At 67.8% G+C, this 24,343-nt stretch carries 16 protein-coding genes; 11 read left to right on the top strand and 5 right to left on the bottom strand.

Annotated elements, in window-relative coordinates; genetic code table 11:
• Positions 1 to 33: 33 nt before the first annotated feature.
• The 5 genes from gltB to ACP7AU_RS10370 form a co-directional block, all read right to left on the bottom strand.
• Entirely contained in the window at positions 34 to 4,545 is a 4,512-nt protein-coding gene (gltB, locus tag ACP7AU_RS10390) for a glutamate synthase large subunit (protein ID WP_426051358.1), read from the bottom strand.
• Positions 4,546 to 4,696: 151 nt separating this feature from the next.
• Positions 4,697 to 6,127, bottom strand: a complete 1,431-nt coding sequence (locus ACP7AU_RS10385; RefSeq protein WP_426051357.1) for an NAD(P)-dependent oxidoreductase — start codon at positions 6,125 to 6,127, stop codon at positions 4,697 to 4,699.
• Between the two features lie 274 nt (positions 6,128 to 6,401).
• The gene (locus ACP7AU_RS10380; protein WP_426051356.1) at positions 6,402 to 7,841 is read right to left on the bottom strand and encodes an efflux transporter outer membrane subunit; all 1,440 of its coding nucleotides are present in this window, start codon (positions 7,839 to 7,841) and stop codon (positions 6,402 to 6,404) included.
• Positions 7,838 to 11,110 (bottom strand): efflux RND transporter permease subunit, encoded by a 3,273-nt coding sequence (locus tag ACP7AU_RS10375; RefSeq protein ID WP_426051355.1) that lies wholly within the window; start codon positions 11,108 to 11,110, stop codon positions 7,838 to 7,840. The genes ACP7AU_RS10380 and ACP7AU_RS10375 overlap by 4 nt, the downstream gene beginning before the upstream one ends.
• A 10-nt stretch (positions 11,111 to 11,120) precedes the next feature.
• Positions 11,121 to 12,335: an efflux RND transporter periplasmic adaptor subunit gene (locus ACP7AU_RS10370; RefSeq protein WP_426051354.1), complete on the bottom strand. Its 1,215-nt coding sequence runs from the start codon at positions 12,333 to 12,335 to the stop codon at positions 11,121 to 11,123.
• A 150-nt stretch (positions 12,336 to 12,485) separates the two neighbouring features.
• On the opposite strand from ACP7AU_RS10370, the gene ACP7AU_RS10365 reads away from it, so the two are divergent.
• From ACP7AU_RS10365 to ACP7AU_RS10315, 11 genes are all read left to right on the top strand, one after another.
• On the top strand, positions 12,486 to 13,064 hold the full coding sequence (locus ACP7AU_RS10365) for a TetR/AcrR family transcriptional regulator (RefSeq protein ID WP_426051371.1): 579 nt from the start codon (positions 12,486 to 12,488) through the stop codon (positions 13,062 to 13,064).
• 228 nt (positions 13,065 to 13,292) lie between these two features.
• Positions 13,293 to 13,445, top strand: a complete 153-nt coding sequence (locus ACP7AU_RS10360) for a hypothetical protein (RefSeq protein ID WP_426051353.1) — start codon at positions 13,293 to 13,295, stop codon at positions 13,443 to 13,445.
• A gap of 99 nt (positions 13,446 to 13,544) precedes the next feature.
• A complete protein-coding gene (locus tag ACP7AU_RS10355) occupies positions 13,545 to 15,284 on the top strand; it encodes a dihydroxy-acid dehydratase (RefSeq protein WP_426051352.1) in 1,740 nt (579 codons plus the stop codon).
• Positions 15,285 to 15,287: 3 nt separating this feature from the next.
• A complete protein-coding gene (gene ilvC, locus ACP7AU_RS10350) occupies positions 15,288 to 16,298 on the top strand; it encodes a ketol-acid reductoisomerase (protein WP_426037476.1) in 1,011 nt (336 codons plus the stop codon).
• A 33-nt stretch (positions 16,299 to 16,331) separates the two neighbouring features.
• Positions 16,332 to 18,056: an acetolactate synthase 2 catalytic subunit gene (ilvG, locus tag ACP7AU_RS10345; protein ID WP_426051351.1), complete on the top strand. Its 1,725-nt coding sequence runs from the start codon at positions 16,332 to 16,334 to the stop codon at positions 18,054 to 18,056.
• Entirely contained in the window at positions 18,056 to 18,322 is a 267-nt protein-coding gene (locus ACP7AU_RS10340) for an ACT domain-containing protein (RefSeq protein WP_426051350.1), read from the top strand. The genes ilvG and ACP7AU_RS10340 overlap by 1 nt, the downstream gene beginning before the upstream one ends.
• Positions 18,319 to 19,539 (top strand): 2-isopropylmalate synthase, encoded by a 1,221-nt coding sequence (locus ACP7AU_RS10335; protein WP_426051349.1) that lies wholly within the window; start codon positions 18,319 to 18,321, stop codon positions 19,537 to 19,539. Before ACP7AU_RS10340 ends, ACP7AU_RS10335 begins: the two co-directional genes overlap by 4 nt.
• Positions 19,526 to 20,956, top strand: a complete 1,431-nt coding sequence (gene leuC / locus ACP7AU_RS10330; protein WP_426051348.1) for a 3-isopropylmalate dehydratase large subunit — start codon at positions 19,526 to 19,528, stop codon at positions 20,954 to 20,956. Before ACP7AU_RS10335 ends, leuC begins: the two co-directional genes overlap by 14 nt.
• Positions 20,949 to 21,539 (top strand): 3-isopropylmalate dehydratase small subunit, encoded by a 591-nt coding sequence (gene leuD, locus ACP7AU_RS10325; RefSeq protein WP_426051347.1) that lies wholly within the window; start codon positions 20,949 to 20,951, stop codon positions 21,537 to 21,539. Before leuC ends, leuD begins: the two co-directional genes overlap by 8 nt.
• The gene (gene leuB / locus ACP7AU_RS10320; protein WP_426037488.1) at positions 21,539 to 22,639 is read left to right on the top strand and encodes a 3-isopropylmalate dehydrogenase; all 1,101 of its coding nucleotides are present in this window, start codon (positions 21,539 to 21,541) and stop codon (positions 22,637 to 22,639) included. The genes leuD and leuB overlap by 1 nt, the downstream gene beginning before the upstream one ends.
• Before the next feature lie 201 nt (positions 22,640 to 22,840).
• Complete coding sequence (locus tag ACP7AU_RS10315; protein ID WP_426051346.1) at positions 22,841 to 24,298, top strand: ammonium transporter; 1,458 nt, start codon at positions 22,841 to 22,843, stop codon at positions 24,296 to 24,298.
• Positions 24,299 to 24,343: the final 45 nt, after the last annotated feature.

Here is a 24,343-nt window from a genome sequence, read left to right as displayed (position 1 = left end):
CGGGGAGGCCTCTGGAACGTCAGGGAAGACGGATCATGCTGGGACCGCTTCGCCATGGTCAAGCTTGCGCTCGGCCTCGGCGACCGGGATCGGGACGATGCGGACGAACCGCTTCAGGCTGTCCGACCAGGCCGAGAGCAGACGACGCGCCAGGGGCGATCCAGTCGCCGCCAGATGAGCCTCGATCAGGGCTTTCAGCCGCTCGCCCGCCGCCCGGGTGACGGGAGCGAAGGCCGCGAGATCGCCGTTGAGGGCGAGACCCGTCCGGCCCGCCTCGTCGAGGACGAACAGTTCGCCACCCGACATGCCGGCGGCCAGGTTCCAGCCGACGGGGCCCAGGATCGCGACGCGGCCGCCGGTCATGTATTCGCAGGCGTGGGCGCCGGCGCCCTCGACCACGGCCTCGGCGCCGGAGTTGCGGACCGCGAACCGCTCGCCCGCCGAACCGGCGACGAACAGGCGGCCTGAGGTGGCGCCGTAGAGCGTCGTGTTGCCGATGGCGGGCTGGTGCTCGCGCCACTCGATCGGCTTGACCACTATGTCGGCGCCGGACAGGCCCTTGCCGACATAGTCGTTAGCCTCGCCGGTCAGCTCGAGTTTCAGACCTTTGGCCGCGAAGGCGCCGAAGGATTGCCCGGCCGAACCCTGCAGCTTCAGGGTCAGGACGCCGGTCGGTCCAGTTGGACCCCATCGACGCACGATGGCCGAGGACACGCCCGCGCCGATGGTGCGCATGACGTTGGAGATCGGATAGGTCAGCTCCGATGTCTGGCCGCGATCGAGGAAGGCCCAGGCGTCGTTGAGCACGCGGGCGTCCAGGGTCGGCGGAACCTCGGCACGGCCCTTCTCGGCCCAGGTCTTCTTCTCGGCGGCCTCGACGCGGACCAGGAGCGGGTTGAGGTCGAGGTCGTCCAGGTGAGCGCCGCCGCGACGGACCTGTCGCAGCAGGTCGGTGCGGCCGACAATCTCGTCGATCGAGCGGGCACCCAGCATGGCCAGGTATTCGCGGACTTCTTCGGCGATGAAGCTGAACAGGTTGACGACCTTGTCGGCCGTGCCAGTGAACTTCTCGCGCAGACGCGGGTCCTGCGAACAGACCCCCACCGGGCAGGTGTTGGAGTGGCACTGGCGCACCATTAGACAGCCCATGGCAATCAGGCTGGCCGTGCCGATGTTGAACTCCTCGGCGCCCAGGATGGCGGCGATGACGATGTCCCGGCCGGTGCGCATTCCGCCGTCGGCGCGGACCACGACGTGGCTGCGCAGGTTGTTGAGGCTGAGGACCTGATGGGTTTCCGCCAGGCCGATCTCCCACGGCAGGCCGGCGTGCTTTATCGACGACTGGGGCGAGGCCCCGGTGCCGCCGTTGTGGCCCGCAATCAGGATACAGTCGGCCTTCGCCTTGGCGACACCGGAGGCGATGGCGCCGATGCCCGAGGCGGAGACCAGTTTGACCGTCACCCGGGCGTCCGGGTTGATCGACTTCAGGTCGTAGATGAGCTGGGCCAGATCCTCGATCGAATAGATGTCGTGGTGTGGCGGCGGGCTGATCAGGGTCGTGCCGACGGTCGAATGGCGCATCCGGGCGATGAATTCGGTGACTTTGAAGCCGGGCAGCTGGCCGCCCTCGCCGGGCTTGGCGCCCTGGGCGATCTTGATCTCGATCTCGCGGCACTGGTTCAGGTATTCGGCGGTGACGCCGAACCGGCCCGACGCGACCTGTTTGACCGCCGAGTTCATGTTGTCGCCGTCCGGGCGGGTGGCGTAGCGGTCCGGATCCTCGCCGCCCTCGCCCGAGACAGAGCGGGCGCCGATACGGTTCATGGCGACGTTGAGCACCCCATGCGCCTCGGGCGACAGGGCGCCGAGCGACATGCCGGGGGTCAGGAAACGCTTCCTGATGTCGGAGACGGATTCGACCTCATAGACCGGGACGGGCTTCAGGCCTTCGCGCCAGTCGAGGAGGTCGCGGGGGGCGAGGTCCGGCTGGTCGCGGACGGCCTCTGAGTATTGCTTGAAGCGCTTGTAGTCGCCGCGATTGCAGGCGTCCTGCAGCAGGTGGATCGTCTTCGCATCGTGCGCGTGAGCTTCCTGGCCTGCGCGGATGCGGAAGAAGCCGCCGACGGCGGGGGAGGGGGTGGCCTCTGTCCAAGCCTGGGCATGGCGTTGCAACGCGGCCCGTTCCAGGCCGGCCAGGCCGATGCCGGAGATGCGCGAGGGGGCGCCCGGGAAGAACTCGGCCGTGACGGCGCGGGACAGTCCCAGGACCTCGAACTCGCAGCCGCCGCGATAGGCTGAGATGACGCTGATGCCCTTGCGCGCCAGCGTCTTCATGAGACCGGCCTCCAGCGCGGCCTTGTAGTTCAGGCAGGCGTCGCGGAGGGAGAGGCCCGGCCAGGCGCCGCGATCCAGACGCTCCTGGAACATCTCCTGCGCCAGCCACGGATTGATGGCCGTGGCGCCGACGCCGACAAGGACGGCGAACCCGTGCGGGTCCAGAACCTCGGACGAGCGGACGACGATGGAGACGAAGCTGCGCAGGCCGGTGTCGGTCAGGCGGCGATGCGCCCCGGCGGTGGCCAGGATCATCGGCACTGACAGGCTGGACTCGGACGCGCGCTCGTCGGTCAAGACGACAAGGCTGGAGCCGTGACGGACGGCGGCTTCGACCTCGTCCTTGATGCGGTCCAGCGCGGCGCGCAGGCCGCCGCCCGGGCGCGCATCGGCCTCGGGGAGGGGATAGGAGCAGTCGATCACCACCGTCGATCCGGCGCCGACGACGTCGAGCATCCGCTCGTACATGCCGGTCGTCAGGACCGGGCTGTCGAGCACGAAGACATTCGTCTGGGCCTCTTCCGCAGCGAGGATGTTGCCGAGGTTCTTGAACCGGGTCTTCAGGCTCATCGCGCCCGCTTCACGCAGGGGGTCGATCGGCGGGTTGGTGACCTGGGAGAAGTTCTGGCGGAAGTAATGCGCCAGCGGCCGGGGCAGGGCGGAGAGCACCGCGGGGGGCGTGTCGTCGCCCATGGAACCGACCGCTTCCTTGCCGTCCTTGATCATCGGATCGAGCAGCAGGTCGAGGTCTTCGCGGCTGAAGCCGGCGGCGATCTGGCGGCGGGTCAGGGCCTCGCCGGTGGCGGCGCGCGGCTCGGGTCCGGGGCCGATGATCGGCTCCAGATCGACCATGTTCTCCAGCCATTCCGTATAGGGATGATCGGCGGCGAGAGCGTCGATGGTCTCGATCTCGTCGAGCAGGACGCCGTTCTGGAGGTCGGCGACGATCATGCGGCCCGGGCCGATCGGCAGGCGGCGCTTGATGCGGCTTTCCGGCAGACCGGCAAGGCCCGCCTCGGAGCCCGCCAGCAGCAGGCCGTCATGGGTCTCCATGGCGCGCAGGGGACGAAGGCCGTTGCGGTCCTTGCCGCAGACGATCCATCGGCCGTCGGTGGCGCAGATGGCGGCGGGGCCGTCCCACGGCTCCATCACCGCGTTGCAGTAGGCGTAGAGGGCGCGGTGCTCGGCTTTCATCAGGCCCTCGTCGCGGGCCCAGGCCTCGGGGATCAGCAGGGCCTTGGCCATGGGGGCGGGACGGCCGGCGCGGACCAGGACCTCGAACACGTTGTCGAGGGCGGCGGAGTCGGAGCCGCCCGGCTGGACAACGGGCTTCACGTCGCCATCCCTGTCGCCGAAGGCCTGGGCCGTCATGCGAATCTCGTGCGACCGCATCCAGTTCAGGTTGCCCTTCAGCGTGTTGATCTCGCCATTGTGGGCCAGCATCCGGAACGGCTGGGCCAGCCGCCATTCGGGGAAGGTGTTGGTCGAATAGCGCTGGTGGAAGATGGCGTAGGCGGCCTGGAAGGTCGGGTCCAGCAGGTCGGGATAGAGCTGATCCAGCAGCTCCGCCCGGACCATGCCCTTGTAGATTAGCGACCGCGCCGACAGGGAGCAGATGTAGAAACCGGGCACGCTTTCGGCGATTACCGCGCTCTCGATGCGGCGGCGGACCAGATAGAGTTCGCGCTCCAGCGCCTCGCCGTCGTCCGTCAGATCGGCGGGGACGGCCAGCATGATCTGTTCGATTTCGGGCCGGGTTGCATCGGCCTTGGAGCCGACGACGGACAGATCGATGGGTGTCTGGCGCCAGCCGTAGATGGTGAACCCGGCGCGCAGGACCTCTGTCTCGACGATGGCGCGGGCGCGGTCCTGGGCACCGAGGTCAGTGCGCGGCAGGAAGATCTGGCCGATGGCGATGGGCCCGGGCTTGAGCGTCTGGCCGATGACGCGAACCTGTTCGGCGAAGAAGGCCTGGGGCGCCTCGACCATCAGGCCGGCGCCGTCTCCGGACAGACCGTCGGGATCGACCGCGCCCCGGTGGGCGACGTTCTTCAGCGACTTGATGGCCAATTCGACCACCTCGCGGCGCGGCTTGCCGTCGATCGCGGCGACGAGGCCGACGCCGCAGGCGTCCTTCTCCGACGACGGCTCGTAGGCGTGGGCGTCGATCAGGCGCTGTCGGTCTTCTTGATACTTGGTCAGCCAGGTCATGCGTACTCTCCGCTCATCCCCGCGAAGGCGGGGACCCAGTGCTTTTGTGAGGCACGGGCGGTTGGGATGGGGGTCAGCGGGCACGCGAAAATACGAGCCCGCCCAAAGGACTGGGTCCCCGCCTTCGCGGGGATGCACGGAGATTGACGTGTCACGCCGCGACCTCCGCCGTCCGGGTACGCAGGTAACGGTCGATCTCGGCGGCGGCGTCCTGACCATCGCGAACGGCCCAGACGACGAGCGATGCGCCACGGACCGCGTCCCCCGCCGCATAGACGCCGGGCAGGCTGGTGGCGAAGCCGGACCGGGCGGTGGCCACCGTGTTCCATTCGGTCAGGCTGAGGTCGTCGTGATGGGCGGCGAATTTCTCCGGCTCAAAGCCCAGCGCCTCGATGACGAGGTCGGCCTTCAGGTCGAAGTCGGCGCCCGGCACCGGCACGATCTCGCGGCGCTTGCCGAACTCGGGTTCCGACAGTGCCATGCGCGCGGCGCGGACAGCGGACACCGAGCCGTCACGCGACATCAGGGCCTTGGGCGCGCCCAGCCATTCGAAGTGGATGCCCTCTTCCTCGGCGTTCAGGACCTCGCGTGCCGACCCGGGCATGTTCTCGCGGTCGCGGCGGTACAGGCAGGTGACGCTCTCGGCCCCCTGGCGGATGGCGGTGCGGACGCAGTCCATGGCCGTATCGCCGCCGCCGATGACGACGACGTTGCGACCCCGGGCATGATGGCCGGTGTCGTCGTCGGCCTCGCCCAAGTCGCGGCGGTTCTGGTGGATCAGGAACTCGAGCGCCGGGATCGTGTCGCCAGGACCGGCGCCGGGCACCTGCAGGGCCCGCGCCTGATAGACGCCCATGGCCAGCAGGACGGCGTCGTGGCGCTCGCGCAACTCGGCAAGGGTAATGTCGGTCCCGACATCGCAGTGGGTGACGAAGGTCACGCCGCCGTCGATCAGGCGATCGATGCGGCGCTGGACGACGCGCTTCTCCAGCTTGAAGCCGGGGATGCCGTATGTCAGCAGGCCGCCGGGGCGGTCGTGGCGGTCGTAGACGGTGACCTGATAGCCCTGTTCGCGCAGCCGGTCGGCGGCGGCCATGCCGGCGGGGCCGGCGCCGACGATGGCGACAGACTGGGCTCGCTCATGCAGAGGACGGATCGGCTCGACCCAGCCGTTGTCGAAGGCGGTGTCGCCGATGAAGGCCTCGACCGAGCCGATGGTCACGGCTTCCCAGCCGGACTGGTTCAGGGTGCAGGAGCCCTCGCACAACCGGTCCTGCGGACAGATGCGGCCGCAGATCTCGGGCATGGTCGAGGTGGCCGAGGCGATACGCCAAGCTTCGCGCATCTCGTCCTCGGCGGACAGGCCCAGCCAGTCGGGGATGTTGTTCTGCAACGGGCAGGCGGTCTGGCAGAAGGGCACGCCGCAGTCGGTGCAGCGGCCGGCCTGGATCTCGACGTTCTCGGTGGTCGGTTTGACGATGATCTCGCCGAAATCCTGCACGCGCACGGCCGCCTCCGCCTTGGGCAGGCGGCGCGGTTGGACGACGAACCCTTGCGGTCCGGATGGGCCTTTCTGTTGCATGGCAACATATAAGGCGAGACAGGGCTGTCAGCGCAAATGATTTCCCCGATCCGGGGTCAATTCATCCGTAATGCGCATGAAATATGCGCGCAATTGCGAGTGGCTCGCGGATTTCACCCTCCCCGGTCAGGGAGGATGGTCGAAGCGAATCGGAGACCTGGTGGGGGCGGCAAGGCAAATCATCACAGGCCGGTATCTGCATCGCCGGTTGTTCCCACCCCACCCCTTCGCGACGACCCTCCCCCGAGGGGGAGGGAGAGTCTTTTGGCAGGTCTCAGCTCTGGTCCCAGCCGCCCGCCAGAGCCTTGAACAGGGCGATCTGGTAGGTGGTCATGAGAGCGTCCGACTGGGCCAGGGTCGTGTCCGCTGCGGCTTCCGTCCGCTGGGCGTCTAGGACGGTCAGGAAGCTGTCGGCGCCGGCGTCGAAGCGCAGGCGGGCCAGACGGGCGGCATTGGTGGCCTGGTCCCGCGCCTCGGTCAGGGCCGCGCGGCGGTCCAGTTCGTTGGCGTAGTTGGTCAGGGCCGTCTCGGTCTCCTGCAGGGCCAGCAGCACCGTCTGGTCGAAGGTCGCCAGGGCCGCGTCGGTGCGGGCGTCGGCGGCTTCGATCCGGGCGCGGGCGGCCTGGATGTTGGGGAAGCTCCAGCTGATCAGCGGGCCGAACGAGAAGCGATACGACGTGTCGTCACTGAGATCGCCGGCCTCCAGCGCGGTCGAGCCGATCGACCCGCCGAGCGAGATGGTCGGGAAAAGAGAGGCCGTGGCGACATTGACCCGTGCAGCGGCGCCGACGAGGGCGCGCTCCGCCTGGCGGACGTCGGGACGACGGGCCAGAAGGGCCGCGCCGTCGCCGACCGGGATCGGCTGTGAAAGCTGCGGCGGACGTTGGCATGACCGGGCGGCCTGGGAAGCTTCGGCCGGCGCGACGCCGGTCAGGGTGGCGAGGCGATAGAGGGCGCCGTCGCGCTGGGCCCGCAAAGTCGGCAACTGCGCGCGGGTCGAGGCCAGCAGGGACCGGGCGCGGGCGGTGTCGAGGCCTGTGCCGGCGCCGCCCTCCAACAGGCGCTGGGTCAGGTCGGCCGTGTTCCGCTGCAGGCCGAGGGTGCGTTCGGCGACTGCGATCTGGGCGTTGGCGGAACAGGTGTCGGCATAGGCGCGGGCGGTCTCGGCCGCGACCGTGACGCGGATCACGTCGAGTACCGCGGCCTGGGCCTCGGCGTCGGCATTTGCGGCGCGGATGGTCGAGGCGACGCGACCGAACAGGTCGATCTCGTAGGAGGCGTCGAGGCCGACGGCATAAATATCGACCTCCGGCGCTTGCTGACCAGCGGGGAGGCCGGGCGTGGTCGCGGCCGAGGCGCGGCCGCGGGTCGCGGACGCCGAGGTGTTGGTCGTCGGGAACAGACCCGAGCGGGCTTCCGACAGGCTCGCCCGGACGGCGCGCAGATTGGCGACGGCGGCTTCCAACTCGTTGTTCTGTGCGAAGGCCTGTTCGATCAAGCCGTCCAGCGTCGGGTCCGCATAGAGCCGCCACCAGTCGCTGCGGGCCTCCGCCGTCGAGGTCGCGACGCTGGCGGACCCGAGCGGCGAGCTTACGAAGGCGCCCGACGCGAGAGGGGGGAGAGGGGCGTCGGGCGCCTTCGGCCCGACCGCGCAGGCCGCCAACAGGGCGGCAGCGGCGCATGCGGTCAGGATGGGGGTGAGGCGGGAAGTCATACGGCGTCTCCCGTGCGGGGCGCGTTGAGCGCTGGCGTGGGCTGGTTGCGGATGGCGTCGTCTGAGGGCGAGGCCGTCGTCGGGGTCGCGCTGGGTGCTGCAGGGCGCTGCGGAATCTTCGCGGCCAGGCCCCGGCAGATCACATAGAAGACCGGCGTGAACAGCAGGCCGAAGACGGTCACCCCGATCATGCCGAAGAACACCGCCGCTCCGAGGGAGCGACGCATCTCGGCACCGGCGCCCTCCGACAACACCAGGGGCAGAACCCCCAGGATAAAGGCGAACGACGTCATCAGGATCGGACGAAGACGGGTCTTGGCGGCCGCGACGGCGGCGTCCCAGCGGTCCAGGCCGTGCTCGTCCTCGTTCTGCTTGGCGAACTCGACGATCAGGATGGCGTTCTTGGCCGCCAGCGCGATCAGCACGACCAGTCCGACCTGGACCAGGATGTTGTTGTCGAGTCCGAGGGCGTTCACCCCCAGCATGGGCGCCAGCAGACACATCGGCACGATCAGGATCACGGCCAGCGGAAGCGTGAAGGCCTCGTACTGGGCGGCGAGCACCAGGAAGACCAGAAGCACCGCGACCACGAAGATGATCGTCGCGCCGCCGGAAGCCGTCTTCTCCTGCAGGGCCAGACCGGTCCATTCGTAGGAGAAGCCCGGCGGCAAGGTGGTCGCCGCCATGGTCTCCATGATGCCCAGAGCAGAACCGGACGAGACGCCCGGCGCGCCCTGACCCTGCAGCTCGGCTGCGGGGAACAGGTTGTAGCGCACGATCCGGGACGGCCCCGCGCTCTCGCGGAAGGTGGCGACCGAACCCAGGGGCACCATGGCGCCCGAGGTCGAACGAACCTTCAGATTGGCGATGTCGGCCATGTCGTCGCGATAGGCCGGCTCCGCCTGCGCCGTGACCCGGAAGGTGCGGCCCAGCATGTTGAAGTCGTTGACGTAGGATGAGCCTAGATAGATCCCCATCGTGTTGAACACGTCGGAGGGCTGGACCCCCATCATCAGGGCGCGATCGCGATCCACGTCGGCTTCGACGCGCGGCGAGGCGGTGTTGTAGGTCGAGAAGACCTGCTGAACCTCGGTCGGCGCCTGGGCCGCGGCGCCCATCATGGCGAAGGTCGCGCCCTCGAGCGCGCCATAGCCGGCGCCCGACCTGTCCTGGATCATCATCGCGAAACCGTTGCCAGTGCCCAGGCCCTGGATGGACGGCGGCGCGATGACGAAGATGTTCGCGTTCTGGATCCCCTGGGCCGCGCCGGTGATCGCGCCGGCGAGGGCTGCGGCGGTCGTCTCCCGCGTCGTCCGGTCGTGGAAGTCGTTCAGACGGACGAAGATGGTCGCGGCATTGGAGCCGAACGAGAAGCTTGTGCCGTCCAGGCCGGAGAAGGCCACGGTGCCGTCGACGCCCTCGGTATTCTCGATGATCTCGCGGGCGCTGGTCATCACCGCATTGGTGCGTTCCAGCGAGGAGCCGGCTGGCAGCTGGATCACGCCGATCAGGAAGCCCTGGTCCTGGTCCGGGATGAAGCCCGACGGGGTGTCGATCAGGCGCCAGGCGGTGAGGCCGAGCAGGCCGACATAGACGACCAGAACAACAGCGACCGTGCGTACCAGGCGAGCGGTCAGACGGCCGTACTTTTGCGCCAGCCAGTCGAAGCCCTCGTTGAATTTCCGACCCGCCCAACCGCCATAGTAGCGGGCCTTTCCCAGAACGGTCGTCGGACGGGCCGCATGCTCGTCGTGCTCCTCGTGCGGCTTCAGCAACAGGGCGGCCATGGCCGGGGACAGGGTCAGGGAGACGAACAGCGACGTCACCGAGGCGGCCGCGATGGTCACGGCGAACTGGCGGTAGAAGATGCCCGGAATCCCGGGCACGAACATGGTCGGAACGAACACCGCGACCAGCACCAGGCCGATGGCGATCAGGGCGCCCGACACCTCCTGCATGGACTTGTAGGCGGCGTCCTTGGGCGACAGGCCCTCGCGAATGTAGCGTTCCACGTTCTCGACCACGACGATGGCGTCATCGACCACGATCCCGACCGCGAGCACCAGGGCCAGCAGTGACAGGGAGTTGATCGAATAGCCGAGCGCCAGCTGGACCGCGAAGGTGGCGACCAGGGCGATCGGGATGGCCACGATTGGGATGATCGCGGCGCGCCACGACTGCAGGAAGATCAGCACGACGAGTACGACCAGGATGATCGCCTCGATAAGGGTGTGCTGCACCGACTCGACCGAGGCGGCGACGAACTCCGTCGGGTTGTACGGAATGCCGATGTCGAGACCTTCTGGGGCGTCGGCCTTTATGCGTTCGATCTCGGCCGTCACACGTTCGGCGGTGCCCAGGGCGTTGGCGCCCGGCTGCTGAACGATGGCGATGCCGACGCCGCGCTGGCCGTCGAAATAGCCCTGGATGCCGTAATCCTGAGCGCCGAGTTCGACGCGGGCGACGTCGCGAACCCGGGTGACTCTGCCTTCGGCGTCGGTCTTGATGACGATCTCGGCGAACTCGTCCGGGTTGGACAGACGGCCCTGGACCTGGATCGGCTGCTGGAAGGCCGAGGCGTTGGTGGCGAATGGCGGCTGGCCAATGGAGCCGGCGGCGGCCTGGATGTTCTGGCCGCGCAGGGCTCCGACGATATCGGTTGCGTTCAGGCTGCGGGCGGCGGCCTTGGCCGGGTCGATCCAGACGCGCATCGAATAGTTGCCGCCGCCGAAGACGGTAACGTTGCCGACGCCCTCGATGCGCAACAGCCGGTCGCGCAGGGTCGAGTTGGCGTAGTTGCCGACATAGTCGTTGTTCAGGACATTCCCGGGCGAGGTCAGGCCCAGGATCATCAGGAAGCCGGATTCCTGCTTGTTCACGATCACGCCGACCTGGCGCACGGCCTCGGGCAGGCGGGGCTCGGCCAGGGCGACGCGGTTCTGGACCAGCACCTGGGCCGAATCGAGATCCGTGCCGGGCTGGAAGGTTACGGTGATCGCCACCGCGCCGTCGGAGGTCGAGGACGAGGAGAGGTAGAGCATCCTCTCGACGCCGTTCACCTCCTGCTCGATCGGGGCGGCCACAGTCTCGGCCAGGGTCTCGGCCGAGGCTCCCGCGTAGGCGGTGTTGATGGTGATGGTGGGGGGCGCGATCTCCGGATACTGCGCGAGCGGCAGCAGCGGATAGGCGAAGATCCCGACCAGGGTGATGAACACTGACAGGACGGCCGCGAAGATCGGTCTGTCGATGAAGAAGCGAGAGATGTTCATGCGTCTGGCCTCAGTCGCCGACGATGACGGATTGCGTCAGGGCGCCGGCGGGGGTGCCGGTCGCCGCTGGCGGCGCATAGGTGGTCGGGACGGATTCCGGGCGTGGCTGGCGCGCGATGCGGCCGTTGGTGGGGGCCACCTTCATGCCCGGCATGGCGCGCTGCAGACCATCGATGATGATCCGGTCTGTCGGACGGAGGCCCGAACGGATGACGCGGAGGCCATCGACCAGCGGGCCGAGCTGGACCGGAGTCGGGGTGACCGAACCGTCGGCGGCGACGACCGAGACGACGCGGCGGGCCTGATCCGTGCCGATGGCCGAATCCGGCACCAGCAGGGCGTCATAGGCGCCAGCGCCGGCGACGCGGGCCTGGGCGAACATGCCCGGTTTCAGGAAGCCGTCGCCGTTCGGAATGACTGCGCGCAGGCTGATGGTGCCGGAGGCGGCGTCGACCGCGTTGTCGGTGAAGTCGAGCGTGCCTGTGCGGGTGAAGTCGCTCTCGTCCTGCAGTCGGATGCGGACCGGCGCGGAACGGCCGGCGCGGGCGTCGCGCTGATACTTCAGCAACAGGGCTTCGGACCCCTCGAAGACGAAGTAGATCGGCGAGGAGGAGACAATGGTGGTCAGGACGTCAGCAGCGGACGATCCGCCGGCGATGACGTTGCCCGGATCGACGCGCCGGTCCGACACTCGGCCCGAGGCCGGAGCGGTGACGCGGGTGAACTCGAGCTCCAGCTGGCGCGCGCGGACGGAGGCCTGGGCGGAGGCGACGGAGGCCTCGGCGGTCTGGACGGCGCCCTTGTCGGTGTCGACCTCGGCCTGGCTGACGGCCTGGCTGGCCAGCAGGCCTTCCGAGCGGGCCAGGTTGGTGCGGGCAAGCGTCAGCTGCGCCTGGACCTGGTTGAGGGCGGCGCGGGCCGAGGCCAGCTGGGCCTGGGCCGGACGCTGATCGAGGGTGAACAGCAGCTGGCCTCGCTGGATATAGGCGCCGTCGCGGAAATGCACGGCCTGGATGAAGCCGCCGACGCGGGCCCGGACCTCGACGGACGAGGTGGCCTCGAAGCGACCGGTGAAGTCGTCCCAGTCGACGACGCGTTCAGCCAGCGGCACGGCCACCGTGACGGGCGCGGCCGGCGGCGGACCCTGCGCCTCCGAACGTTGTGAACAGCCGTAAAGCGCGCCCGTCGCAAGGACGGACACGGCGATGATCTTCAGCCTGCGCATGCGCGCAATCTCCCTTGAGGGGCAAATTCTCTGTCGGGCGCAACCGGTATCACGGGGGAGGAGCTCCCGGTCATCGCCTGATGACTTACTTGTGTCCATCGGCTGCTCTTGTCAACAGCCGATGACATAGCCATACCTTTCCCACGGTTATTGGAGATCACATTGAGTTTCGCTGTTTGCCATCGACCCCGGAACGCAGCGGCCACCCGCAGCGCTATCCTCGACGCGGCCAGCAAACGGTTCACGGCCGAGAGTTATGATCAGGTGGGGATGCGAGACATCGCCAAGGATGTCGGTGTCGATCCCGCCCTGATCTCCCGCTATTTCGGCTCCAAGGAAGAGCTGTTCCGGGCCGTGCTCGACGACTGCGACGGTAAGGACCTGATGGAGGGCGACCGCTCGACCTTTGGCGAACGGATGGCCGACGACCTGGTCTATGGCCCGGCCAAGGACGATGACCTCGCGTGGCTGCTGATCATGCTGAAGTCAGCCGGCTCGCCCAAGGCGGCTGAGATAGTTCAGCAGTTGTCGACGGAGTGTTTCTACCAGCCGCTCACAGAGTGGCTCGGCGGCAAGGACGCGCCGATCCGGGCCCGCATCCTGGCCGGTATCCTGATGGGCGTAGCCGTGGGCCGCGATCTGTCCGGCGGCATGAAGCTGTCGGCCGACGAATGCGAACGCATGAAGGCGCGCCTCGCCCCCATGTTGCAGGAATTGGTGGATGGCTGACTCCGTCTCTCGTCCGGTTAGTGCCGGCCGATTGGGATAGGAGCAGCGCGCGCGGCGTTTCGACCCGCAACCGCTGTGCATGCGGTGGATTTCACCCGACGCGTTTTAGTCGGCGGTTATTATTACCTGTTGGATATCCAGACGGGCAGATATTGGAAGTTTATTCCAAAAGCGGGTTGTGCGGCGCAGCGATTTCTGGCTCTATGTCCTGGTAATGAGGAGTTGGTCGTGAGCCACGAGACCCGTCACACCCCGATCCGCCACACGGCCCGCGCCGTCGCAGCGACGCGCCCTGTGGTCACGCCCGCCGCCCTCACCACCCTTATTGTCAGCGTACTCCTTGGCCTGCTCTCCGGAGCGGCGTGGATGCAACTGACCTGAACCCAAGCAAAATCAGGATCGACGCAGCCACCCGCTCCCGAAAGGAAGCGGGTTTTTTGTTGCGCCGATCCGGGACCCTTCTCGGAACGCCTCAAGACCATGACGCAAGATTTCACTCCGGAAGATACGGCCCCGTCGCCACAGCGACGGAGCGCCGTCGTGACCGCAGGAGCCAACCGCGCCGCGGCTCGCAGCTATCTGCGGGCCGCCGGCATGGACGACGCCGATTTCGAGAAGCCGATGATCGCGGTGGTCAACACCTGGTCGTCTGTGACGCCATGCAACATGCACCTGGACCGGCTCGCGAAAGACGTCCGCGCCGGGATCATCGCGGCCGGCGGCTTCCCGATCGACTTCAACACCATCGTCGTCACCGACGGCATCTCCATGGGCACCCCGGGCATGAAGGCCTCGCTGATCTCCCGCGAGGTCGTTGCCGACTCGATCGAACTGGCGGTCCAGGGGCATCAGCTGGACGGCGTCGTCTGCATCGTCGGTTGTGACAAGACGATCCCGGCGGCCGCCATGGCCCTGGCCCGGATGGATATTCCGGGTCTGGTCTACTACGGCGGAACGATCATGCCGGGCGTCATCGGCGGCAAGGAGATCTCCATCCAGGAGGTGTTCGAAGCCATCGGCGCGCACGGCGCCGGGACTATCGACGACGAGCAATTGAAGTTGGTCGAGCGGGCGGCCTGCCCGGGGGCCGGCGCCTGTGGCGGCCAGTTCACCGCCAACACCATGGCCATGGCCCTGTCGGTCATGGGGTTGTCTCCCATGGGAGCGAACGACGTCCCGGCCGTTGATCCGATGAAGGGCGCCCAGGGTCATCGCTGCGGCGAACTGATCGTCGAGCGCGTCTTCGCCGGCGATACGGCGCGCAAATACATCACCCGCGCCTCGCTGAAGAACGCGGCCGCCGCCGTCTCCGCCTCGGGCGGGTCGACCAATGCGGTGCTGCACCTGACCGCCATCGCCATCGAGGCGGGCATCGAATTCGGCGTCGAGGACTGCAACACGGCCTGCGACGAGACGCCGGTCATCTGCGACCTGAAGCCGGGCGGTCGCTTCCTGGCCTCCCACCTGTTCGCCTCGGGCGGCACCCGTCTGGTGACCCAGCGGCTGGCCGAGGCCGGCAAGATCGTCAATGCGCCCACCGTCTCGGGCCGCAGCCTGTTCGCCGAGGCCGCCGAGGCCGAGGAGACTCCGGGCCAGCAGGTCGTCTCGACGGTCGCCGAACCCTTCAGCCCGCGTGGCTCCTATGCCGTGATCTACGGCGACATCGCCCCGGACGGCGCCGTCATCAAGCTGACCGGCCACAAGGTCGACCGGTTCGAAGGCCCGGCGTGCGTGTTCGACTCGGAAGAAGATGCCTTCCACGCCGTCCAGGACGGTTCGGTCGGCGAGGGCGACGTCATCGTCATCCGCTACGAAGGTCCGCAAGGCGGCCCCGGCATGCGCGAGATGCTGCAGGTCACCGCAGCCCTGAAGGGTCGCGGCATCCATAACGTCGCCCTGATCACCGACGGCCGGTTCTCGGGCGCCAGCTACGGTTTCGTCGCCGGGCATGTGTCGCCTGAAGCTGCGGCGGGCGGGCCGATCGGCCTGATCCGCGACGGCGACCGCATCACCATCGACGTCACCGCGCGCCGCATCGATGTCGCCGCCGACCTGGCCGCGCGGCGGACCGGCCATGTCGCGCCGCCGCTGAACGTGGCGACCGGCGTCTTCGCCAAGTACCGCGCCTCAGTGGCCTCCGCCGCCCAGGGCGCCGTCACCATTCCCAACCCGCCGCCGGCTCAAGTCCGCGCGGACCAACGACAGACGCAGGAAGCCTGAGCCATGGAAATCTATACCAACGACGACATCCGTCCCGGCGTCATCGCCGGTCAGCGCATCGCCGTCATCGGCTATGGCTCCCAGGGCCGCGCCCATGCGCAGAACCTGAAGGAGTCTGGCCACGACGTCGTCGCCGGCGTCCGTCACGGTGGCAAGGGCTGGAAGAACGCCACCGCCGATGGCATCGCCACGGCCGAGCCTTCGGAGGCCGTGAAGGGGGCGGACATCATCGCCATCCTGACGCCCGACATGGCCCAGGCCGAGATCTACAAGACGGTCATCGAGCCCAATGCGAAGAAGGGCGTGGCCATCCTGTTCGCTCACGGCTTCTCGATCCTGTACGGCCGCGTCACGCCGCGTAAGGACATGGACGTCATCCTGGTCGCGCCCAAGGGGCCGGGCGATCTGGTCCGTCGCGAGTACGCGCGCGGACGCGGCGTTCCCGCCCTGTTCGCCGTCGAGCAGGACGCGACCGGCAAGGCCCGCGACCGGGCCATGGGCTATGCGAAAGGGATCGGCGGCGCGACCGGCGGCCTGCTGGAGACCTCCTTCAAGGAAGAGACCGAGACCGATCTGTTCGGCGAACAGGCCGTCCTGTGCGGCGGGGCCAAGGAACTGGTCATGAGCGGGTTCACCACCCTGGTCGAAGCCGGCTACCAGCCCGAGATCGCCTATTTCGAATGCATGCACGAGCTGAAGCTGATCGTGGACCTGTTCTACGAGGGCGGCATCAGCAAGATGAACGAGTTCATCTCCGAGACCGCCAAATGGGGTTCCGTCGTCAGTGGCCCGCGCGTCATCAACGCCGAGACCCGCGCCCGGATGAAAGAGATCCTGACCGAGATCCAGGACGGGACCTTCGCCCGCGAATGGATCGCCGAGAACGAAGCCGGCAAGGGCGCCTATGACGCCCTGGTCAAGGCCGACAGCGAGCATCTGATCGAGTCGGTCGGGGCCGGTCTGCGCGAGCGGATGGCCTGGCTGCACGCGCCCAAGACCGCCGAAGCCGCATAGTCCAACCGCAAAAAAGCAAGCCTCAGAACCGCAATGACCGCCGTCGCCACCGCCATCAGCGCCAAGGCCGCAACCGCTCCCCAGAGCGGCGCCCGGCTGCTCGTCCAAACCCTGGACCGGCTGGGCGTTGATGTGGTGTTCGGCTATCCGGGCGGGGCGATCATGCCGGTCTATGACGCCCTGACCGGCGCCGGCGTGAAGCACATCCTGGTCCGCCACGAGCAGGGCGCGGCCTTCGCCGCCGACGCCTATGCCCGGGCGACCGGCAAGGTCGGCGTCTGTATGGCGACCTCGGGTCCGGGCGCGACCAACCTGATCACCGGCATCGCCAACGCGATGATGGATTCGGTGCCGATGGTCTGCATCACCGGCAACGTCGCCACCCATCTGATGGGCACCGACGCCTTCCAGGAGATCGACATCCTGGGCGTCACCCTGCCGCTGGTGAAGCATTCGTGGGTCGTGCGCGATCCGGCCGACGTCCCGGCCGTGATCGAGGAAGCCTTCCACGTCGCCCGCTCGGGTCGCCCCGGTCCGGTCCTGGTCGATCTGCCCAAGGACGTTCAGGTCGGGATGACGTCGGAGGACTTCGGTTTCCATTATCCGAACGAAGTCACGCCGCTGGATCACGCCGCGATCGCCGAGGCGGAGCAACTGATCCGCGCCGCCGAGCGTCCGCTGATCTACATCGGCGGCGGGGTGAAGATCGCCGGCGCCGTGGAGGCCCTCCGCGACTTCGCCGAGCGCACGGGCATCCCGAGCGTCTCGACCCTGAACGCCCTGGGCTCGATCCGCACCGACGCGCCGGGCTTCCTGGGCATGCTGGGGATGCACGGGACCAAGGCGGCCAACGAGGCGGTGCAGGAAAGCGACCTGCTGATCGTCTTCGGCGCCCGGTTCGACGACCGCGCGACGGGCAAGCTGAACGAGTTCGCCCCCCATGCGAAGGTCGTCCACTTCGACATCGACCCGGCCGAGATCGGCAAGCTGCGCGCCGTCCACGTCCCGGTCATCGGCGAGCTGAAGGCGGGCATCGAGATCCTGACCGGCCGCATGGCGAGCGCTTCGCTGGCCATCGATCCGTGGATCATCCGCTCGACCTCGAACGCCAAGCGCAACGCCTTCCGCTACGACGCGCCGGGCGAGGGGGTCTATGCCCCGGCCCTGCTGAACCAACTGTCCAAGGCCGCCGGCGACAGCTTCATCGCCGCGTGCGACGTCGGCCAGCATCAGATGTGGGTGGCCCAGCACTGCGCGTTTTCGCGTCCTGAATCCCACCTGACGTCTGGCGGCCTGGGCGCGATGGGCTACGGCCTGCCGGCCGGCCTGGGCGCCAAGCTGGCCAAGCCCGACGCCCACGTCGTCACCATCTCTGGCGACGGCAGCTTCATGATGAACATCCAGGAGCTGGCGACCCTGCGCCGCTACGGCGTCGCGCTGAAGATCGTGCTGCTGGACAACTCGAGCCTGGGCCTGGTGCGCCAGTGGCAGGAGCTGTTCTTCGCCGAGAACTATTCCGAGGTCGATCTGTCGGACAACCCCGACTTCGTCGCCGTGGCGCAAGCGTTCGGCATCGAGGCCTTCATGATCGACCAGCGCGACCAGGTCACCGACGGCATCGCCCGTCTGCTGGCCGCGCCAGGTCCGTGCCTGATGCACGTTCTGATCGACCCCAAAGAGAACGTCTGGCCGCTTGTCCCTCCGGGCAAGTCCAACGGCGAGATGATGCACGACACGCGCTTCGAAGGAGACATGTGATGACCGACACCATCCAGATCCAGATCGACCGGGCCGACGGCTCGCTCCAGCGCCTCATCGGTCTCGTGGAGCGTCGGGGCTTCCACATCGACGGCATGAGCCTGTCGGACGAGGGCGCGATGCGCCGCGTCCAGCTGCAGGTTCGCGGCCGAGACGAGGGACGCTGCACCGAGAACCTGGCCCGCCAGATCGACAAGCTGATCGGCGCCACCCGCGTTGGGTTCGCCGCCTCGACATACGGCTATCAGAGCGTCGCCGCAGCATGACCGGCTCCATTATCGATCGAGTAGTCACCGACCCGAACCGGGTCATCGTCTTCGACACCACCATGCGCGACGGCGAACAGGCGCCGGGCTTCTCCATGTCGCCCGACGACAAGGTTCGCATGGGTCGCTCGCTGAAGGCTCTGGGCGTCGACGTCATGGAGGCCGGCTTCGCCGCCGCCTCTCCGGGCGACGAGGACTGCATCCGCGCGGTCGTCGGCGAGATGGCCGAGGACGACAGCGGGCCGGTCTTCTGTTCCCTGTCGCGCTCGAACGAGAGTGACATCGACGCCTCCTATCGTGCGCTGCGGGGGACCAAACGCCGTCGCTGCCACGTCTTCATCGGCACCAGCCCGATCCACCGCGCCGCCAAGCTGCGGATGACGCCGGATCAGGTGCTGGCCCAGGCCGTGCGCTCGGTCGAATACGCCCGCACCCATTTCCACGACGTCGAGTTCTCGGCCGAGGATGCGATCCGCACCGAACCGCAGTTCCTGGCCGAGGTGCTGGAAGCGGCGGCAGGCGCCGGGGCCTCGACCCTGAACGTGCCCGACACGGTCGGCTATGCCACGCCGGACGAGATCGCGAGCCTGTACCGGTTCCTGATCGCGCGGATCCACCCGAACTTCCCGAACGTGATCTTCTCGACCCACTGCCACAACGACCTCGGCCTGGCCGTCGCCAACAGCCTGTCGGCGATCGAGGCGGGCGTGCGTCAGGTCGAATCGACCATCAACGGCATCGGCGAACGCGCCGGCAACGCGGCGCTGGAAGAGGTCGTCATGGCCCTGCGCGTCCGCGCCGAACGCTATGGCGTCACGACCGGGATCGACACCACGAAGCTCCTGGAAACCAGCCGCACACTGAGTGAGGTCACCCACTCGCCGATCGTGCGTAACAAGGCCATCGTCGGCATCAACGCCTTCGCCCACGAGGCCGGCATCCACCAGCACGGCATGTACGCCGATGCCCGCACCTATGAGATCATGCGTCCCGAGGATGTCGGCTTCTCGGGCAGCTTCTTCGTGCTGGGCAAGCACTCGGGCCGGACGGCGGTGCAGAAGCGGGCCGAGGTGCTGGGCTATCCTTTGACTGGCGACCACCTGAACGACGCCTTCGCCGCCTTCAAGACGCGGGCGGATGAGATCGGCGAGATCGACGACGCCGAACTGATCGCCATCTGCACGGCGACGCAGAGGCATGCGCATGTCGCGGCCTGACACCCGCGTGCCCCGGACTCTGTTCGACAAGGTCTGGGACGCCCACGTCGTCACGCCGGAAACAGCCGAGACGCCGGGCGTCCTCTATATCGACCTGCATCTGGTCCACGAGGTCACCAGCCCCCAGGCCTTCACCGAGATCGAGGCGAGGGGGCTGACGGTCCGTCGCCCGGATCGGACCTTCGCGACCCTGGACCATTCGACCCCGACCCTTCCGGCCATCGACGGCGAGCGGCCGTATGTGACGGCCGAGGCGAAGTCTCAGGTCACGCGGCTGGAAGAGAACTGCGCCCGCCACGGTATCGACCTGGCCGGCTGGGGTTCTCCGGATCGCGGCGTTGTCCATGTCATGGGGCCGGAGCTGGGCCTGACCCAGCCGGGGATGACCGTCGTCTGCGGCGACAGCCATACGGCGACGCATGGGGCCTTCGGGGCGCTGGCCTTCGGCATCGGCACGTCGGAAGTCGGCCATGTGCTGGCGACTCAGTGCCTGTTGCAGCGCAAGTCCAAGGCCATGCGGGTGACGGTCACCGGCGCCCTGAAGTCGGGCGTGTCGGGCAAGGATATGGCCTTGGCCGTCATCGCCGAACTGGGCTTCGGCGGCGGCACCGGCTTCGTCATCGAATACGCCGGCGAGGCGGTACGGTCTCTCGACATGGAAGGGCGGATGACCCTTTGCAACATGTCGATCGAGGCAGGGGCGCGGGCGGGAATGATCGCGCCGGATGCCGTGGCCATCGACTGGCTGCGGGGACGCAAACATGTGCCGCAAGGCGAGGCCTATGAGGCGAAGGCGGCGGAGTGGCTGACGCTGGTTACCGATCCGGGCGCGGTCTTCGACGCGGAGATCGTGATCGACGGCGCCGCCATCTGCCCGATGGCGACATGGGGCACGACGCCGGACGCAGGTTCGCCGATCGGGTCGCGCGTGCCCGAGCCCAAATCCGACAGCGACCGCAAGGCCCTGGCCTATATGGGGTTCGAGGCCGGCGAGACGACGACGACCCAGGCGGTCGACGTGGTCTTCATCGGCTCCTGCACCAACGGTCGGCTGCCCGACCTGCGCGCGGCGGCCGAAGTGCTGCGGGGGCGCAAGGTGAAGCCGGGCGTCCGCATGCTGGTCGTGCCGGGCTCCGAGGCCGTGCGCCGCGACGCCGAAGCCGAGGGTCTGCACAAGGTCTTCACCGAGGCGGGCGCCGAGTGGCGCATCCCCGGATGTTCGATGTGCATTGCGATGAACGGCGACTTCGTCCTGCCCGGCCAGCTGGCCGTGTCGACGTCCAACCGCAATTTCGAAGGCCGCCAGGGCAAGGGCGCCCGCACCATCCTGGCCAGTCCGGCGACGGCGGCGGCCACGGCCATCGCCGGGGTGCTGACCGATCCGCGAGTTTATCTGAGCGAGACCGCGCATGCCTGAACCCCTGAAAATCCTGACCTCGCGGACGCTGGTCCTCACGCAAGCAAACATCGACACTGACCAGATCATCCCGGCGCGTTTCCTGACCACAACCGAGGCCACGGGTCTGGGTCAGAAGGCCTTCTACGACTGGCGCTACGAGGCCGACGGCTCGGCGCGGCCGGAAGCGGTGCTGAACCGGATCGATCCGGCCGAGCATCGCATCCTGGTCGTCGGCGACAATTTCGGCTGCGGCTCGTCGCGCGAGCATGCGCCGTGGGCCCTGTACGATTACGGCTTCCGGGCCGTGATCGCGACCTCGATCGCCGACATCTTCACCTCCAACGCCCTGAAGAACGGCTTCCTGCCCGTCGTCGTCGATCAGGCGACCTGGGAGGATCTGGTCGCCAACCCGGAACAGGTCGTCACCATCGACCTGGAAGCTGGAGAGGTCCTCCGGGGCAACCATGCGCCGGTCACCTTTGTGGTCGAGCCCTTCGCGCGCCAATGCCTGCTGGACGGAGTCGACACCCTGGGCTGGCTCCAGAAACACATGCCTGACATTGAGTCCTACGAGCGTACCCATTCCCCGGAGCCCGCGTGATGCCGAATACCCAGACCTACAACATCGTCCTGTTGCCCGGCGACGGCGTGGGGCCGGAGGTGATCTCGGCGGCCAGGGACGTGCTGCGCGTCATTGCCGACTTCTACGGCCACAGGTTCGAGTTCCAGGAGCATCTGATTGGCGGCGCCGCCATCGACGCGACCGGCGATCCCCTGCCGCCGGAGACGACAACTGCCTGTCTGGCGGCTGACGGCGTGCTTCTGGGCGCGGTCGGCGGACCCAGGTGGGACGGCGGGGCGCGGCGCCCGGAAGAAGGACTCCTTGGCATCCGCAAGGCGATGGGGCTGTTCGCCAACCTGCGTCCGCTGCAGGTATCGCCGGTCCTGGCGCACCGCTCGCCGCTCAAGAAGGAGATCGTCGAGGGCGTCGACCTGATCGTCTTTCGCGAGCTGACCGGCGGGGTCTATTTCGGCGAAAAGACCCGCACCGATACGATGGCCTCGGACCTGTGTATCTACACGGTGCCCGAGATCGAGCGCATCACCCGCGCCGCGTTCAAGACCGCCCTGCAACGGCGCGGCAAGGTTACGTCCGTCGACAAGGCCAACGTCATGGAAACCTCAAGGCTGTGGCGGGAGGTCGTGACCCGCATCCATGCCGAGGAGTTCCCGGAGGTCCAGCTGGAGCATGCCCTGGTCGACTCCATGGCCATGCATTTGATCCGCAAGCCGCGAGAGTACGACGTCATCCTGACGGAAAACATGTTCGGCGACATCCTGTCTGACGAGATTTCCGTACTGGGCGGCTCGATCGGCCTGTTGCCGTCGGCGTCGCTGGGCGAATCGGGACCGGGCCTGTTCGAGCCGATCCACGGCTCGGCGCCGGACATCGCCGGCCAGGACCTGGCCAACCCGGTCGGAACCATTCTGTCGGCGGCGATGATGCTGCGTCACAGCCTGAACCTGGACGACGAGGCCTCGTCGATCGAGGCGGCGGTTGCGGCCGTGCTGGCCGCTGGCGCCACGACGGCGGACCTGGGTGGCGAACTGGGCACACGGGCGGCGGCGGAGGCGATCATCGACGCAATCCGGGCCATCCACTGGGCCGCCGCGCACCGGGTTCAGATGCACTGGGGTTAACCTTTTCATCATAGCTGCGGCGCGCGAAACGATTGCGCGCCGCAGCGACGGCTAAGGTAATAACTTGCCGTGCATGGTTGTGTAACCCACGACACGCACACGAAAATTGCGCCGGATACGGCTCAACCCCTTGCGTCTCTCGCGTTTGCGGTAAACAGTTCGCAACTGCGAGATCACACAGGGGATGCATTCAGGTCGCAGTTGTTCAATCGGCTACCGGGCATCCTTGCCCTCTGTCTTCTAACCATCGGACTCTTCTACACGGGGGGCGCCTTCGCCCAGGAAGCCGCTGCGCCGGCCCCGACCACCGAGGCCGCAGCTCCGGCCACTCCGATCGCGGAGGCCGCCGCTGCGGTCGAAGCCGCCGCCACCGAGGTGGCCGAGGCGATCGTTCCCGAGGAAGAAGCAGCCGCTCCCACGCTTCTGGCCCACCAGGCCGCGCTCGAGCTCGACGCCGCCGGCACCAGCTGGCTGGGTACCTCGACCGCACTGGTCCTGCTGATGACCCTCCCCGGTCTGGCCCTGTTCTACGGCGGCATGGTCCGTCGCAAGAACGTCGTGGCCACCATCACCCAGTCGGTCGGCGTGTTCGCCGTCGTGACCCTGGTCTGGTTCATCGCCGGCTATTCGATCGCCTTCAGCGCCAACGCCGACCCGGCACTCCAGCCCTATATCGGGGGCTTCGACGCCCTTTTCCTGAACGGCATTTCCCTGCAGACGGCCAACGCCCTGCTGCCCGGGATTCCCGAATTCCTGTTCATCTCCTTCCAGATGACCTTCGCCATCATCACGCCGGCCCTGATCACCGGCGCCTTCGCCGAACGGTTCAAATATTCGGCCCTGCTGCTGTTCACCGCCCTGTGGTCGCTGCTGATCTACGCACCGATCTGCCACTGGGTCTGGGGCGGCGGCTTCCTCGGTTCGGCCGGCGTGCTGGACTTCGCCGGCGGCGCGGTCGTTCACGTCAACTCGGGTGTCGCGGGCCTGGTCTGCGCCCTCTTCCTGGGTCGTCGTAAGGGCTACGGCACCGACGTCATCACGGCTCACAACCCTGTCCTGACCATGATCGGCGCCTCGCTGCTGCTGGTCGGCTGGATCGGCTTCAACGCCGGTTCCGCGGGCGCGGCCAACGAGCTGATGGGCGTCGCCCTGCTGAACACCATCCTGGCCGCCGCCGCCGCCGCCCTGACCTGGAAGATTGTCGAGGTCATCGAGAAGAAGAAGGTGTCGCTAATCGGCATGCTGTCCGGCGTCGTCGCCGGTCTGGTCGCCATCACCCCCGCCGCCGGCTTCGTCGATCCGAAGGGTGCGGTCATCATCGGCCTGATCGCCGGACCGGTCTGCTACATCTCCTCGGTGTGGATCAAGAAACTGCTCCGCTATGACGACTCTCTGGACGCCTTCGGCATCCACGGCGCAGGCGGTCTGATCGGCGCCCTGCTGACCGGCGTGTTCGCCACGACCGCGATCAACAGCCTGGGCGAAGGCGCCAACATCCCGACCCAGGCCCTTGGCCTGGCCTGGACCATCGCCTATTCGGCGGTCGGCACCTTCATCATCCTGATCATCTGCAAGTTCACGACCGGGCTTCGCGTGACGGATGCGCAGGAAGCCGAAGGCCTCGACACCACACTCCACGGCGAAGCCCTGGAACACTGACGACGGTTCCGCCGGGCGCGACTTTCCTCGCGCCCGGTAGCCAAT

Origin of the sequence: Brevundimonas sp. SL161 (assembly GCF_049896985.1) — a bacterium.
Taxonomy (GTDB): Bacteria; Pseudomonadota; Alphaproteobacteria; order Caulobacterales; family Caulobacteraceae; genus Brevundimonas.
The sequence above is the reverse complement of the archived record's forward strand: the minus strand, read 5'-3'. Positions and strand labels throughout refer to the sequence as shown.